Source organism: Microterricola viridarii (assembly GCF_900104895.1).
Lineage (GTDB): Bacteria > Actinomycetota > Actinomycetes > Actinomycetales > Microbacteriaceae > Microterricola > Microterricola viridarii.
Genome location: NZ_LT629742.1, coordinates 702,409 through 716,905, shown reverse-complemented (window position 1 = coordinate 716,905; position 14,497 = coordinate 702,409). Strand labels below are relative to the sequence as shown.

General features: G+C 69.2%; 13 protein-coding genes. 4 read left to right on the top strand and 9 right to left on the bottom strand.

Annotated features, from left to right (window positions below):
* Window positions 1-23: 23 nt before the first annotated feature.
* Entirely contained in the window at window positions 24-1,631 is a 1,608-nt protein-coding gene (locus BLT62_RS03305) for a solute symporter family protein (protein WP_083365285.1), read from the bottom strand.
* 11 nt (window positions 1,632-1,642) lie between these two features.
* The gene (locus BLT62_RS03300; RefSeq protein ID WP_083362777.1) at window positions 1,643-2,053 is read right to left on the bottom strand and encodes a DUF485 domain-containing protein; all 411 of its coding nucleotides are present in this window, start codon (window positions 2,051-2,053) and stop codon (window positions 1,643-1,645) included.
* Window positions 2,054-2,222: 169 nt separating this feature from the next.
* On the opposite strand from BLT62_RS03300, the gene BLT62_RS03295 reads away from it, so the two are divergent.
* From BLT62_RS03295 to BLT62_RS03280, 4 genes are read left to right on the top strand one after another with little or no spacing between them, the layout of a single operon-like run.
* Window positions 2,223-3,539 carry a sensor histidine kinase gene (locus BLT62_RS03295; protein WP_083362776.1) on the top strand — a complete coding sequence of 439 codons (1,317 nt, stop codon included), beginning with the start codon at window positions 2,223-2,225 and terminating at the stop codon, window positions 3,537-3,539.
* On the top strand, window positions 3,536-4,282 hold the full coding sequence (locus tag BLT62_RS03290; RefSeq protein ID WP_083362775.1) for a LytR/AlgR family response regulator transcription factor: 747 nt from the start codon (window positions 3,536-3,538) through the stop codon (window positions 4,280-4,282). Before BLT62_RS03295 ends, BLT62_RS03290 begins: the two co-directional genes overlap by 4 nt.
* 7 nt (window positions 4,283-4,289) lie before the next feature.
* The gene (locus tag BLT62_RS03285) at window positions 4,290-4,775 is read left to right on the top strand and encodes a DUF485 domain-containing protein (protein WP_331710514.1); all 486 of its coding nucleotides are present in this window, start codon (window positions 4,290-4,292) and stop codon (window positions 4,773-4,775) included.
* Complete coding sequence (locus tag BLT62_RS03280) at window positions 4,772-6,271, top strand: sodium/solute symporter (protein WP_083362774.1); 1,500 nt, start codon at window positions 4,772-4,774, stop codon at window positions 6,269-6,271. The genes BLT62_RS03285 and BLT62_RS03280 overlap by 4 nt, the downstream gene beginning before the upstream one ends.
* Window positions 6,272-6,277: 6 nt before the next feature.
* Here the strand turns inward: BLT62_RS03280 and iolD are convergent, their stop codons facing one another.
* The 7 genes from iolD to BLT62_RS03245 form a co-directional block, all read right to left on the bottom strand.
* Complete coding sequence (gene iolD / locus BLT62_RS03275; RefSeq protein WP_231919326.1) at window positions 6,278-8,188, bottom strand: 3D-(3,5/4)-trihydroxycyclohexane-1,2-dione acylhydrolase (decyclizing); 1,911 nt, start codon at window positions 8,186-8,188, stop codon at window positions 6,278-6,280.
* 5 nt (window positions 8,189-8,193) lie between these two features.
* On the bottom strand, window positions 8,194-9,108 hold the full coding sequence (iolB, locus tag BLT62_RS03270) for a 5-deoxy-glucuronate isomerase (protein WP_083362773.1): 915 nt from the start codon (window positions 9,106-9,108) through the stop codon (window positions 8,194-8,196).
* Between the two features lie 181 nt (window positions 9,109-9,289).
* The gene (locus BLT62_RS03265; RefSeq protein ID WP_083362772.1) at window positions 9,290-10,309 is read right to left on the bottom strand and encodes a Gfo/Idh/MocA family protein; all 1,020 of its coding nucleotides are present in this window, start codon (window positions 10,307-10,309) and stop codon (window positions 9,290-9,292) included.
* Between the two features lie 79 nt (window positions 10,310-10,388).
* Complete coding sequence (locus BLT62_RS03260; protein ID WP_083362771.1) at window positions 10,389-11,297, bottom strand: sugar phosphate isomerase/epimerase family protein; 909 nt, start codon at window positions 11,295-11,297, stop codon at window positions 10,389-10,391.
* Between the two features lie 51 nt (window positions 11,298-11,348).
* Window positions 11,349-12,164, bottom strand: coding sequence for a carbohydrate ABC transporter permease (locus tag BLT62_RS03255; RefSeq protein WP_083362770.1), 816 nt, complete (start codon window positions 12,162-12,164; stop codon window positions 11,349-11,351).
* A complete protein-coding gene (locus BLT62_RS03250) occupies window positions 12,161-12,994 on the bottom strand; it encodes a carbohydrate ABC transporter permease (protein WP_231919325.1) in 834 nt (277 codons plus the stop codon). Before BLT62_RS03250 ends, BLT62_RS03255 begins: the two co-directional genes overlap by 4 nt.
* Before the next feature lie 112 nt (window positions 12,995-13,106).
* The gene (locus BLT62_RS03245; RefSeq protein ID WP_083362768.1) at window positions 13,107-14,468 is read right to left on the bottom strand and encodes an extracellular solute-binding protein; all 1,362 of its coding nucleotides are present in this window, start codon (window positions 14,466-14,468) and stop codon (window positions 13,107-13,109) included.
* Between the last annotated feature and the right edge of the window lie 29 nt (window positions 14,469-14,497).

Here is a 14,497-nt window from a genome sequence, read left to right as displayed (position 1 = left end):
CGGCGCCCCGGAGCGCCTGCGCCTTAGTGGCTGCTCGCCTTCTCTGCACCGATGCCGGTGAGTGAGCGCACCTCCATCTCGCTCTGCTTGGCCGGGTCCTCTGTCTTCTTGTCGAGCACCGTGCCGAGCCAGCCGAGCAGGAACGCCAGCGGGATCGAGACGATGCCGGGGTTGGCCAGCGGGAAGATCGCGAAGTCGGCGCCCTTGATCATGGCCGACTCCGAGCCGGACACGACCGGCGAGAGGGCGATCAGCACGATCGCCGAGATGAGCCCGCCGTACATGCTCCAGAGCGCGCCCTGTGTGGTGAAGCGCTTCCAGAACAGCGAGTAGACGATCGTGGGCAGGTTGGCGGATGCCGCGACGGCGAAGGCGAGGGCGACGAGGAAGGCGATGTTCTGCCCGTTCGCGCCGATGCCGCCGACGATGGCGACGACGCCGATGATGACGACGGTGCGCCGGGCGACCTTCATCTCGGAGCCGGGGGCCGGGTTGCCCTTCTTGACGACGCTGGCGTAGATGTCGTGGGCGAAGGAGGCGGCAGCCGTGATGGTGAGGCCGGCGACGACCGCGAGGATCGTCGCGAACGCGATCGCCGAGATCAGGCCGAGCAGCAGCGGGCCGCCGAGCTCGAAGGCCAACAGCGGCGCGGCCGAGTTCGCCCCGCCCGGGGCGGCTGCGATGACATCCGCGCCGATGAGGGCGGCGGCGCCGTAGCCGAGCACGAGCGTGAACAGGTAGAAGATGCCGATCAGCCAGATCGCCCAGACGACCGACTTGCGGGCCTCCTTGGCGGTGGGCACCGTGTAGAAGCGCATCAGCACGTGCGGCAGCGCCGCGGTGCCGAGCACCAGGGCGAGGCCGAGCGAGATGAAGTCGACCTTGGCGATGTCGCTGACGCCGTACTTGAGGCCCGGCTCGAGGATCGCCGGGTTGCCGGCCGTCGCCACCGCGCTGTCGAGCAGGGTGGAGAGGTTGAAGCCGTTGAGGGCGAGCACCCAGATGGTCATCACGGCGGCGCCGGCGATGAGCAGGAACGCCTTGATGATCTGCACCCAGGTGGTGCCCTTCATGCCGCCGACGAGCACGTAGACGATCATCAGCGCGCCGACGACGGTGATGACGATCGACTGCCCGACGGCGTCGTCGATGCCGAGCAGCAGCGACACCAGGCCGCCGGCGCCGGCCATCTGGGCGAGCAGGTAGAAGAAGCAGACGACGAGGGTGGTGATGGCGGCGGCGATGCGCACCGGGCGCTGCTTGAGCCGGAACGAGAGCACGTCTGCCATCGTGAACTTGCCGGTGTTGCGCAGCAGCTCGGCGACGAGCAGCAGGGCGACGAGCCAGGCCACGAGGAAGCCGATCGAGTAGAGGAAGCCGTCGTAGCCGGTCATGGCGATGGCGCCGACGATGCCGAGGAAGGATGCGGCCGAGAGGTAGTCACCGGCGATGGCCGCGCCGTTCTGGCCGCCGGTGAAGGAGCGCCCGGCCGCGTAGTAGTCGGCGGCCGTCTTGTTGTTCCGGCTGGCGCGGAACACGATGATCATGGTGATGGCGACGAAGGCCGCGAAGATCAGGATGTTGATGACGGGGTCGCCGGGGTGCGATCCGGTCTCGAGGTGCAGGTTCATGAGGTGCAGGTTCACAGGGACTCCTCAGCGGTCGGGGCGGATGCCGCGTGGCGGGGTGCCGCGGCCGACGCCGCGATGGCCGCCTCGGCCTCGTCGCGGATCTCGCTGGCGATGGGGTCGAGGTCGCGGTTGGCGAAGGTGACGTACCAGGTGGTCACGGCGAAGGTCGTGACGATCTGGGCCAGCCCGAGAAGCAGGCCGACGTTGACGCTGCCGAAGACCGGCGTCGCCATGAGCGCCGGCGCATATGCCGCGAGCAGCACGTAGGCCAGGTACCAGGCCAGGCAGACGATCAGGACGGGGAACACGAAGCGGCGGTGCCTGTTGCGCAGCTTCTGGAATCGAGGTGTCTCTTGAATCGCGGCGAAGTCGACGGCATCGGTGCCCGTCGCCTCGGCGGTGTGCAGGGCGTCGTTGCCCATGGCGCTTCTCCTCAACTGGATGTCGACCGGCGGCATCGGTGCGCGCGCGGTCCGATCACTCTGCCAAAGCCGGTGCGCCCGGCATCCGCCCCGGCCCGCACGCAGCGCCGAGCGGTCGCCCCGCTGCGCCGAACGGATGCCGCGGCCGCCCGTCGCCTACTCTGGGCAGATGCCTGAGTCGTTGTCGCTCACCGTTGCCGCCGCCGGCGTCGTGACGCTCGTCGTGCTCGGCGTCCTGTTCATCGGCTTCCGGCTGCTGCGCGGCGGCCGGGACCTGGCCACCGACGCCGAGCGGGCCACCTTCACCACGCTGCACCTGGCCTCGCTCGCCGGGAAGCACCTGCGCAACGGGCTTGAGCCGGCCGGGGCGGGCAAGGCGGCCAGACACCTGCGCACGCTGCTCGGTGCCGAGGCGCTGGCGCTCACCGATGCGCACTCCGTCGTGGCCTGGGCGGGTGCGAGCTCGGAGGGTGTCGGCGTGGCCACGGGGTCGATCGCCGCGATCGACGCCAGCGTGCCCGGCCCCGACTCCGCGGCACGCGAGCACCCGCACGTCGAGGTGATGCGCCTCGCCGCCGAGGTCTTCGCCAGCGGGCAGACGCGCGTGCTGCGGGCGGAGCGCGGCACCGCGGGCGCGGCGGGCGGGCGGCAGGGCACGGCGGCGCTGGACGCCGTCGTCGCGCCGATCCGGGCCGGCACCCGCATCCTCGGCGTCGTCGCGGCCTTCACCCCGCGCGCCCGGCCCGGGCTGGTGCGCGCCACCAACGAGGTGGCCGATTGGGTGGCCGCCCAGGTCGAGCTGGCCGAGCTGGACCGCTCGCGTCGGCTGCTCGTCGAGGCGGAGGTGCGGGCCCTCCGCGCCCAGATCAGCCCGCACTTCATCTACAACTCGCTGAACGCCATCGCCAGCTTCATCAACACCGACCCGGCCCGCGCGCGCGAGCTCGTGCTCGAGTTCGCCGACTACACCCGGTACTCCTTCCGCCGGCACGGCGACTTCACCACGATCGCCGAGGAGCTCGGCAGCATCCACCGCTACCTGACGCTGGAGCAGGCCCGCTTCGGCGAGCGCCTGCGGGTGTCGCTGCAGATCGCGCCGGAGGTGCTCAGCACCGTCATCCCGTTCCTCAGCCTGCAGCCGCTGGTCGAGAACTCGGTGCGGCACGGGCTCGAGGGCAGCGAGCAGGGCGGCCAGATCAGCATCCTCGGGCGCGACCTCGGCGCCGTCGCCGAGATCACCATCGAGGACGACGGCGTCGGCATCGACCCGGAGCGGTTGCGCACCGTGCTCGCCGGGCAGAACGACGGCGAGCACGTCGGGCTGCGCAACGTGGACCAGCGGCTGCGCCAGGTCTACGGCGACGAGTTCGGCCTCGTGATCGAGACGGCGGTCGGGGCCGGCACGCTCATCACCATGCGGGTGCCCAAGTCCCAGCCCGGGCACGACGCGGCGAGCCCCGCGGGAGATGCGAGACTGGGGCGATGATCTCCGTGCTCATCGCCGATGACGAGCTGCCGGCCCTCGAAGAGCTCGCCTACCTGCTCGGCAAGGACGCGCGCATCGGGGCCGTCCACCGCGCCTCCAGCGGGGCGGGCGTGCTCCGGCTGCTCGAGCAGGAGCAGGTCGACGGCATCTTCCTCGACATCCACATGCCCGGCCTCAGCGGCCTCGATGTCGCCCGCTCGCTCGCCCAGCTGCCGAAGGCCCCGCCCGTCGTGTTCGTCACCGCCGACGAGGACCACGCGCTCAAGGCGTTCGAGCTGGCCGCCGTCGACTACCTGCTGAAGCCCGTGCGCTCCGACCGACTCGTGCGCGCCGTCGGCCGCATCGTCGACACGCTGGCCGGCAGCCACGGTGGCCAGGCCAGCGCCCCGGTCGAGCGGCCGGAGATGATCGCGGTCACGCTCGGCGGGGTCACCCGCATGATCGACCGCGCCGAGGTGCGATTCGTGCAGGCGCAGGGCGACTACGCCCGCCTGCACACCGAGGAGGCCAGCTACCTGGTGCGCGTGCCGCTGGCCGATCTGGAGGTGCAGTGGGCGGATGCCGGCTTCATCCGCATCCACCGCGGCTACCTCGTCGCCATGGCGCACGTGACCCGGCTGAAGCTCGGGCAGAGCAGCCCGGCCGTCACCGTCGGCGGCGCCGAGATCCCGGTGAGCCGGCGGCACCTGCCGCGGCTGCGCGAGCGCCTCGAGGCCAACAGGGTGAAGCCGAGCGCGCCGTGAGCGCCCCGTGAGCGGCATCCCGCGCAGCCCCGTCTCGGACGGCGCCGTCCCCGGCAGCGCCGTCCCCGGCAGCGCCATCCCCGACAGCGCGCCGGCCGCCGACCAGCGCCCGCAGCGGGTGCGGGTGACGGCGCCCGGGTCGCGCGCGGCCCCCGGCACGGGACCGGCCGGCACCCGCGGCGAGAACGCAGCGGGCAGCGGCGCCGACGCGCCCTCGCAGGTCGCCGAGGTGTACGTGCGCTCGCTGATCCGCTCCCAGCTGCGGCTGGCGCTCGTGGTCGCCTTCGGGTTCCTGGTCTCGCTGGCGGCGTTCGCGCTCGTGCTGCGGCTCACCCCGGAGCTCGAGGCGGAGCGCTGGTTCGGCGTGCCCGTCGCATGGCTCCTGCTCGCCTTCGGCGTCTACCCGATGATCGGGCTGAGCGCCTGGCTCTACGTCTGGGCGGCCGGCCGCAACGAGGCGCGCTACACCGCCCTCGCCGAGGAGGGCCCGTGAACCAGGCCGTCGGCTACATCGCGGTGTCCACCGTCGTGCTGGCCACCGCGTTCATCGGCTTCTACGGCCTGCGCATCTCCCGCACCACGAGCGACTTCTTCGTGGCGTCCCGCACGGTGCGGCCCTGGTGGAACGCGTCCGCCATCGGCGGCGAGTACCTCTCCGCCGCGTCGTTCCTCGGCATCGCCGGGCTCATCCTGCTCAGCGGACAGGACGCCCTCTGGTTTCCGATCGGCTACACCGCGGGCTACCTGATGCTCCTGCTGTTCGTCGCCGCGCCGCTGCGCCGCTCCGGCGCGTACACGGTGCCCGATTTCGTCGGGGCGCGGGTGGAGTCGGCATCCGCCCGCCGCGTCACCAGCCTGCTCGTGATCGTCGTCGGCTGCCTCTACATCGTGCCGCAGCTGCACGGGGCGGCCCTCACCGTCAGCATCAGCACCGGGCTGCCGGCGTGGGTGGGCGCCGTCGCGGTCGCCGCCGTCGTCTGCCTCGTCGTGGTGACGGGCGGCATGCGCTCGATCACCTTCGTGCAGGCGTTCCAGTTCTGGCTCAAGCTCACCGCCATCGCGGTGCCCGTCGTGTTCCTTCTGATCGTCGTCGCCCGCGAGGGCATGACGGGGGCAGAGCTCGGCGCCCAACTCGGTGACGGGCTGCTCGGCGGCACCGAAACGGCCAGCGCCTACCGCACCGTGTCGCTGCTGGTGGCGCTGCTGTTCGGAACGCTCGGCCTGCCGCACGTGCTCGTGCGCTTCTACACGAACCCCGACGGGGCCTCCGCCCGCCGCACCACGCTGATCGTGCTCGGCCTGCTCGCCGTCTTCTACGTGTTCCCGACCGTGCTCGGCTTCCTCGGCCGCGCGTTCATGCCGGAGCTGGCGGCATCCGGGCAGGCGGATGCCGTCGTGCTGCTGCTGCCCGGCGTGCTCGCCCCCGGGCTGCTCGGCGAGCTGCTCACTGCCCTGCTCATCGCCGGCGGCTTCGCCGCCTTCCTCTCCACGACCTCCGGGCTCGTCGTCTCGCTGGCCGGCGTGATCAGCCAGGAGCTGTTCGGCGGCAGCGTGCGCGGCTTCCGCTGGGCGGCCGTGCTGGCCTCGCTCGTGCCGCTCACCGTCGCGCTCCTGAGCGGCAGCTCGGCGATCGCCGGCGCGGTCGGCCTCGTGTTCGCGTTCACCGCCTCGACGATCTGCCCGGCCCTGCTGCTCGGTATCTGGTGGCGCGGGCTCACCGCGCAGGGCGCGATCGCCGGCATGCTCACCGGCGCCGCCCTCTGCGGCGGCGCGATGATGCTCGGCCCGGCGCTCGCACCGCTGCTCGCCGGGGCCGCGCCGTTCGCCGGCGAGTTGCTCGCCCAGCCCGCCGCGTGGACGGTGCCGCTCGCGTTCGGCGTGACCATCGCCGTGTCGCTGGCGACGGCGTCGGGCCGCCCGCTCAGCGTCAGCCGGGTGCTGGCCCGCCTGCACACGCCGGAGCGGCAGCGGCAGCTGCCGGGCGCGTAGCGGCGGTCAGCCGAGCAGCGGCCGCTGCGCCTCGCGCTGCTGCTCGTACTCGGCGAGCGCCCGCTGTGTCGCGGGCAGCTCCGAGGTGGTCGCGATGGGCACATCCCACCAACCCTCGCCATCTGGCCCGTAGAGCAGCGGGTCGCTCTCGACATGGATCAGTGTGGACCCGGTGCTCGACTTGGCCGCGGCAACGGCGGCGCTCAGCCGCTCGACCGCGTCCGCCCCCGGCTCGATCTCGATCACGTGCATGCCGTAGCTGCGCGCGTTCGCCGCCAGGTCGACGGGCAACAGGCGCTCGCCCTGGAACCCGGCACCATCCGGCTCGTGGAGCCGGTACTTCGTACCAAACCGCTCCGAGCCGACAGTGTCGGAGAGGTGGCCGATCGAGGCGTAGCCGTGGTTCTGTACCAGCACCACGATAATCTTGAGGCCCTCGGCCACAGCGGTCAGCAGCTCGGTGTGCAGCATCAGGTAGGAGCCGTCGCCGACCATCACGATGACGTCGCGCTCGTCACCGTCGGCCAGCGCAGAGCGCTTGACGCCCAGGCCGCCCGCGATCTCGTAGCCCATGCAGGAGAAGGCGTACTCCACGTGATAGCCGAGGGAATCGCGCACCCTCCAGAGCTTGTGCAGGTCGCCCGGCAGGGAACCGGCCGCTTGCACGACGACATCGCGCGGGCCGCTCGCGCGGTGCACCGCCCCGATGATCTCCGGCTGCCCGGGTAGGGGTGAGCCTGTCGGCGCGAGTGCCGCGTCGACGATGGCGTTCCAACCTGTGCGCTCGCGCTCGACGCGCGCGGCGTATCCGCTCGAGACCCGGTGGCCGCGCAGTTCGCGCTCGAGCGCCAGCAACGTCTCGCGGGCATCCGCGATGACGGGCAGCTGCGAGCCATGCTTGTACGCGTCGAAGGATGCCACATTGATGTTGACGAAGCGCACCTGCTCGTTCTGGAACGCCGTGCGGCTGGCCGTCGTGAAGTCGCTGTAGCGGGTGCCGACACCGATGATCAGATCAGCTTCTGCGGCGATCCGGTTGGCTGCCGTCGTGCCGGTCGCCCCCACGCCGCCCAGATACTGCGGGTGGTCCCATAGGAGTGAGCCCCCGCCAGCCTGGGTGGTCGCCACCGGGATCAGGGTCTGCTCGGCAAACACCCGCAGCGCTGCCTCGGCGCCCGAGTAGATGACGCCGCCGCCGGCGACGATGAGCGGATTCCTCGCCTCCCGGATCGCCGCGATGGCCCGCGCCAACTGCGAGCGCTGCGGCAGCGGGCGCGAGAGGTGCCACTCGCGCGGCGCCAGAAACTCCAGCGGCACGTCGAGCGACTCCGTCTGCACATCCTCTGGCAGCGCGATGGTCACCGCCCCTGTCTCGGCCGGGTCGGTGAGCACCCGCATCGCCGCGAGCGCGATCGAGTAGAGCTGCTCCGGCCGCTGTATCCGGTCGAAGTAGCGCGACAGCGGCCGGAACGCATCTGTCACCTGGATCCCGGTGTCGTGCGGCAGCTCCAGCTGTTGCAGCACGGGGTCGGCGACGCGGGTCGCGAAAGTGTCACTCGGCAGCAGCAGGGCTGGCAGCCGGTTGGCGGTGGCCAGGGCGGCGCCGGTCAGCATGTTCGCTGCACCCGGGCCCACGGACGCCGCACTGGCATAGGTGCCCAGGCGGCGGCGCATCCGGGCATAGCCCACCGATTGGTGCACCATCGCCTGCTCGTTGCGCGCCTGGTGGTACGGCATCAACCCCGGGGTGAGCTCGTGCGATTGTTTGAGAGCCTGCCCGATCCCGGCCACATTGCCGTGCCCGAAGATTCCGAACACGCCGGCGACAGTGCGTTCGCGCCTCTCGCCGTCGACACTCCACTGCTGTGCCAGAAACTCGATCAGGGCTTGACTGACCGTCATCCTCTTGGTGCGCATTGTCTTTACTCCTTCTCGGTGCCGAAGGGCAGCCGCGAGTCCATCTCTTGCTCGTTCCACGACTCACGCACCCAGGCATGGTGCGGGTCATCGGTGATGTTCCAGGCGCGTTCCGGCCCCGGCCCCGCCATGACGTTCAGGTAGTAGAGGTCGTAGCCAGGGGCGGCAACGGCCGGGCCGTGAAAACCGTGCGGCACCAGGGCGATGTCGCCGGTGCGCACCATGGCGTTGATGTCGATCTCCCCGGCCGGGGAGGAGTAGCTGGAGAACAGGCCGAACGGGTCGCCGTGGACGTCGTCGCGCACGGCCGCGGCCTCGAAGTAATAGATCTCCTCGAGTTCGCTCTCCATACCGTCGACGTGCTCGTCGTGCTTGTGTGGCGGGTAGGAAGACCAGTTGCCGCCGGGCGTGATCACCTCGCAGACGATCAGCCGAGCGGCGTCCAGCACCCCCGGTACGCCGAAGTTGTGCACTTGGCGGCTCGCCTGCCCGCTGCCCCGCAGCTCGACGGGCACTTCGCCGCGGGCGATCAGCTGCGTGGGGCGTTGCACGCTCGTCGGGGCCTCGGCGACGGCAAAGCGGCCCACGCCGTGTACCGCAGCGCTGCTGCCCGACCCGAGGTAGAGCACGTCGCTCGGGCCCGAGAACACCGACGCGCGCCCGGCCAGGGCAACCTCGTGCTCGGCGGCCGCCACCGACCCCGCCCCTGGTTCGCGGTAGCGAACCGTGAATCTGCCGCTCAGCGGCACGATGATCCGCTCAACTGGCTCGGCCGGCAGGCTCAATGACTCACCGCCGGCGAGCTCTGCGATTCGCAATCCGGTGTGGCTCCACCGCGCGGTGCTGTGCCGCACGACGCCCTCCCACCCGCCTGTGGCGAGAGTGCCTCGTGGGTGCACCCAGCTCTGATCCTGAACCATGCCGGTCCCCTTCCCGCTCAGTCGCCCTCGGGGAGCCCGAGGCCGTTGTCTGCCATACCCACCGCGGTCTTCGCCTTCACGAACCACACCTGCCTTCCGCTTGGCCCACTGGGAAACCTGTTCCTCTCTCCGACACCCGACCATGCCCCAGGCGGGGTGGCGGTGTGGCGGTGTGGGCAGTTCAGCCGGCGTAGAACGCCGGCATGTCGGCGTACGACACGTCAACTCGACGCCCAGTGGCCTGGGCCTCGAGGGCGGCCTCACACACCACCGCCGCGCGGTAGCCGTCCCAGGCCGACGGGCCGTCGATCTCGCCCCGCCGGCTGGCGTTCACCCAGCGCTGCACCTCCCGGTCGTAGGCCTCCTCGAACCGGGTGGTGTACGTCATGTGCTCGGCGACTGTGAGCCGGCCGTTCTCCCACCGGGTGATGCCGCTGGTGCGCCCGATCGCCGCCATGCCGCGCTCGAACACGGCGTCTGTCGTGACCTGGTAGCCGAACTGCGCGTTGACGTTGATCTCGACATCAGCCAGAACACCGGAGACCGTCTCGAGGAGCACGAGCTGTGGCTCGTGCAGGCCGGCCGGGGCCAGGCTGTTGCGCTTGGTCTTCTTGACCTCGACAGCCGCGATCGGCTCGCCGGCGATCCACGGCACGATGTCGATCTCGTGCACGACCGAGTCGGTGATGAGCATTGATTCGACGTAGCCGGGCGGCGTCGACGCATTGCGGTGGGCGCAGTGCAGGGCCAGGAGTTGGCCCGCCTCACCCGACTCGACAAGTCGGCGAAGCTCGACGTACTCCGGGTCGAACCGACGCATGAAGCCGACCTGGATCCGTGGCTTGTCGCCGCGTTGTTCTGCCTCAATCACGCGCAGCGCGGCCTCGGAGTCGGGGGTCAGGGGCTTCTCACACAGGATCGAGATGCCCGCCTCGAGTGCTGGCAGCAACACGCTCTCGTGGAAGGGGCCGGGAGTAGCGATGATGACAGCGTCCAGCGCGTCCTCCGCCAACGACTCCTCGATGCTCCGACGGGCGACCGAGCCCGGGGCGGATGCCGCGGCAGCGGCCGCGCGTGCGGCATCCGGCTCGACAACAGCGACGACGCGGGCGCCGCTAATCGTGTTGGTGATGCGCTTGATGTGGTCGGCGCCCATGATGCCCGCGCCGACTACCGCGATGCGCAATGATTCCGTGCTCACGTAGTTCCTCTCAATGGATGCTGCCCGCAGGAGCCGGCCAGCTCGATGTGCTGCGTGTGGTTCCGTGCTCGGCACGCGGCTACAGCCAGCGGCGGAGCGCTTCGCGGTTGACCCGGTGGTCGCGTTCGAGCCGCGCGGGGTCGTCGCCCGGTTGCGGGTAGACGTCTTGCTCGATCACGAGCCAGCCGTCGAAGCCGGAGTCGACAACCTCCGACATCATCGCTTCGACGTCGAGGTCGCCCTCGCCCAAGGGCACGAAACTGCCAGAGGACCAGACGTCGATCATGCCGCCGCCCTCGGCGAGCACGTCCGCGAGCACCGCGGTGTGCACGTCCTTGATGTGCAGGTGGTTGATGCGGTCCCGCCAGCGCCGCCACGCTTCCAACGGGTCCCCGCCGCCGATGAGCATGTGCCCGGTGTCGAAGGTCAGGCCGACGTCGCTCGCATCAAGGTAGGCGTCGATCTCGTGCGGAGTCTCGACGAAGGTGCAGGCGTGGTGGTGGAAAGTCGGCTCGAGTCCCCGCGCGCGCACCCGTGCGGCAGCGGTGGCGAGGTTCTTCGCGAAGCGGTCCCAGCCGGCCTCATCAAGTCCGTGCCCGGCACCGCCTCGCGGGTTGGCCTTCCGTATCGCGTCGCCGGAGTCGGCCAATGTCGGCAGCGGGAGCTTGCTCGGGGCAGCCTCCAGCACCTCAGAGAAGACGTCGAGCGCATCGTCGAGCGATGGCAGAGCGCGGGCGAAGGCAGCGTCATCCGAGAAGGGAAGGTCGATCCACCCACCGGCCAACTCCAGGCCGTGCCGGTCCAGCCGCTCTCGCAGTTCTTGCCCACGACCGAGGAACCCGACAGGGCCCAAGTCGACGCCGCTGTACCCGGTGCGTTCCAGCACCGCCACGACCTCGTCCGCCGTCGGCAGGACGAGGTCCCCCGATGTCGGAGTGAGCTCGAATACCCCGAAGCTCACGGGTGCCCCCGCTACGACGATGCTCATGTGTTGCCCCTTCTATGTCGCGCCAATCCGGTGCCGTCGGCCGGCCCGGTGCTATTCCTTGACCGCGCCCTCGAGCATCCCGCGGATGAAGTGCCGTTGCAGGATGAAGTACAAGACCACGACCGGCAGGGCCACCATGACCGCGGCGGCCGCAAGCAAAGCCGTTCCCTGGGTGTACTGGCCTTGGAACAACGCCAGCGCCAGCGGCGCCGTGCGGAATCCGCCCGTCGGGGACATCACCAGCGGGATCAGGAACTCATTCCAGGTCCACATGAATATGAGCACGATCATGGTGGTGATGGCGGGACGTCCCATTGGCACGAGGATCGACCACAGGACACGCCAGGGGCTTGCGCCGTCGACGCGGGCTGCCTCCGTGATTGACGGGTTGACCCCTCGGAAGTAGGTGCGCATCCAGTACGTGCCGAAGGCGACAGATTGAGCAACCTGCGGGAGCGCCACCGCCCAAATCGTGTCGGTGAGCCCCAGGCTTCGTAGATCGAAGAAGAGCGGGATGATGATCGCCTCTGACGGCACCATGATCCCGAGCAGGAAGAGATAGAACAACACGTTCTGCCCGCGAAACTTCATCGTGCCGAAGGCGTAGCCGCTCAGGATCGAGAGCAGGACAGTAAGCGCGAGCACGAGTGCGGACACGGACACCGAGGTCAGCATGTACTGGCTGAAACGGCCTTCCGTCCACGCGGTGACGAAATTCTCGGGGTGGAATGGTCCCTCGCGCCCGGCGGCGGCGCTCGCGGGAGCGAAGGCGGCGACGATGATGGAGCCAAGCGGGGAGAGGATGAGAAACGAGAACGCGATGAGGATCGCGTAGTTTCCGAACTTCTCAATCGGACTGACCTTCATGAGGAGGATTTGTCTCCAATACTGTTCACGACAAGGCTGATGAGGAAGATGAGCAAGGTGAGTGTCACCCCGACAGCGGCGGCCGACCCGACCTCGCCCAGCTGGAACGCCCGTCGATACACCTCATAGCTCGGCACGGTTGTGGAACTGCCCGGCCCGCCCCCTGCTGTGACATAGATCAGGTCGAATGTCTTGAGCGACGCCACGATCGTCAGCGTCAGCGCAACGGTGATCTCGGCGCGAACTGCGGGCACCGTGATCGAGAAGAACTCGCGGATCGCTCCGGCGCCGTCGAGACGGGCGGACTCGTAGCGCTCGATCGGGATCTTGGCCATGCCGGCCATGAGCAGAACGGTTACAAGACCGGTGGAGACCCACGTTCCGATGATTCCGACTGCAGGGAGCGAGAAGGTGTAGTCGCCCAGCCACGCCCTGGTGAGCGAGTCCAGGCCGATCGAACGCAGGAATGTGTTGAGCTGGCCGTTGGGCGCATAGATCTGGCGCCATGCAATCGCGACGACCACCATCGCGATGACCTGCGGCAGGAAGACGATTGTGCGAAAAATCGAGAGTCCGTGCACGCGGGCACGCGTGAGAATGGATGCCAGGACCAGCCCGATGCAGACGGGCAGGATCGCATAGAAAAAGACGAACACGAGCGCATGCATGAAGGCGGCACGAAGTCGCTCGTCGGTTATCAGGTCGACATAGTTGTCGACGCCGACAAACGTGGCCAGCGTCAGCCCGTCCCATTGGAACAGGGACAGGTGCGCGGCACGGCCCAACGGGTAGAGCATGAACGCCGCGTAGACGAGCAGCGCCGGAAGCATGTAGACGTACGGAGTGAGGCGTGCGCCCCCACGCCAGCGCGGGCGACCGAGGTCGCCCGCGCTGCGAGTCGAAGTGCTGGCTGCCACTTGTGGACTCGTCGTTGTCGGACTGCTAATTGCCACTTGTGAACTTGCCGTAGTCGGACTGGAGAGCTGCGGTGAACGCATCCGGGGTCAGCTGCCCATCGATCAGGCCCTGGAGGGCCTCGCCGAGGGTGTCGCCCATGGTCGGAGTTGCGTAGTCCAGGTAGGGCAGAAGCACGCCGCTGGTGGTCACGTCGCCGAACACCGCGTAGACGTCCTTGAGCACACCGCTCGAGGGGGCGAGCTCGGCCGTCCGGTTGACCGGGAGATTGCCGGTCTCGGCCAGGATGGCCATCGCGTCATCATTGGTGATGAAGTCGATGTAAGCGGCTGCCAGGTCCGGGTTCTTCGAGCCCGTGGTGATCGCGAACGGGAGGCCCGTCCCGCCCGTGGTGTTTGCTGGAGCACCGGCGTTCGCGCTCGGGGCGAAGAATCCGACGTCATCGCCCATCGCGTCTTGCAGATCGGCCGCGAGCCAGGATCCACCCATGAGGTAGACGCCGTTGCCCGTGGTGAGCTCCTGCCATGCTGCGTCGTAGTCGGTTCCGTTCACGCCGTCGTTGAAGTAGCCAGCCTTCATCCAGCCGTCCAGCGTGGAAGCCGCCGCGACGTTCTCCGCGGTCTCCCAGCTTGCGCCGGCGTTTCCGAAGCCGAGGGACTGAACCTGGTCCGCCGCTACATGGGCACCCTGAATAGGGCCGAAGACGTGTCCCGCCGGCCACTTCTCGATGTTTCCGAGCAACATGGGCACCTCGCCGGCATCCTTCGCGGTCTTCAGCGACGCCTCGAACGCCGACCACTCGGTCGGCAACTCGACGCCGAGCTCGGCAAGCTTCTTCTTGCTGTAGAAGACGCCGACGACCTCACCCACCTGAGGCAGTGCGTAGACGGAGCCGGACCCGAACGTCGTGCCATCCTCGCTGTAGCGCGAGTATGCCAGCACGCTGTCGGAGAAGCGGTCCTCCCACTTGTACGCGTCTACCCACGCGTCGAAGGGATGCAGCTGACCGGCGGCGACGAAGGCGCCGAGGGAGTTGCGGGCGTTGTTCGCCTGCACGACGTCCGGGGCGTCCTTGCCGCTCAGGGCGAGACGCAGGGTCTTGCCGAGGTCATCGAACGACTGCGAAACGCGGTCGATGGTGATGTTCGGGTACTTGGTTTCGAACGCTGCGTTGAGCTTCTCCATCTGCTCGTTCTGGCCGCCTCTGACCTCCTGGTCCCAGACGGTGAGCGTCAGCTCGCCCATCGCCGAGACATCGGTCCCGACCGTGCGATTGGGGTCGAGTGTCTCTTTGGGCGTGCTGGCCGCACCCGGCGTGCATGCGGAGAGTGCAAGTGCGGCCACCGCTGCAACAGCGATGCCCACGATGGGCCTTGTACTGAACTTCATTGGTCATCCCCTACTCTTGGAGCCTTCAG

Excerpts from the sequence above, each read along its gene's own strand:
- BLT62_RS03255 (WP_083362770.1), bottom strand. The coding sequence starts at position 12,164 with ATGAAGGTCAGTCCGATTGAGAAGTTCGGAAACTACGCGATCCTCATC.
- BLT62_RS03290 (WP_083362775.1), top strand. The coding sequence starts at position 3,536 with ATGATCTCCGTGCTCATCGCCGATGACGAGCTGCCGGCCCTCGAAGAG.
- BLT62_RS03260 (WP_083362771.1), bottom strand. The coding sequence starts at position 11,297 with ATGAGCATCGTCGTAGCGGGGGCACCCGTGAGCTTCGGGGTATTCGAG.
- iolB (WP_083362773.1), bottom strand. The coding sequence starts at position 9,108 with ATGGTTCAGGATCAGAGCTGGGTGCACCCACGAGGCACTCTCGCCACA.
- iolD (WP_231919326.1), bottom strand. The coding sequence starts at position 8,188 with ATGCGCACCAAGAGGATGACGGTCAGTCAAGCCCTGATCGAGTTTCTG.
- BLT62_RS03300 (WP_083362777.1), bottom strand. The coding sequence starts at position 2,053 with ATGGGCAACGACGCCCTGCACACCGCCGAGGCGACGGGCACCGATGCC.
- BLT62_RS03305 (WP_083365285.1), bottom strand. The coding sequence starts at position 1,631 with ATGAACCTGCACCTCGAGACCGGATCGCACCCCGGCGACCCCGTCATC.
- BLT62_RS03295 (WP_083362776.1), top strand. The coding sequence starts at position 2,223 with ATGCCTGAGTCGTTGTCGCTCACCGTTGCCGCCGCCGGCGTCGTGACG.
- BLT62_RS03245 (WP_083362768.1), bottom strand. The coding sequence starts at position 14,468 with ATGAAGTTCAGTACAAGGCCCATCGTGGGCATCGCTGTTGCAGCGGTG.
- BLT62_RS03250 (WP_231919325.1), bottom strand. The coding sequence starts at position 12,994 with ATGCTTCCGGCGCTGCTCGTCTACGCGGCGTTCATGCTCTACCCGTTG.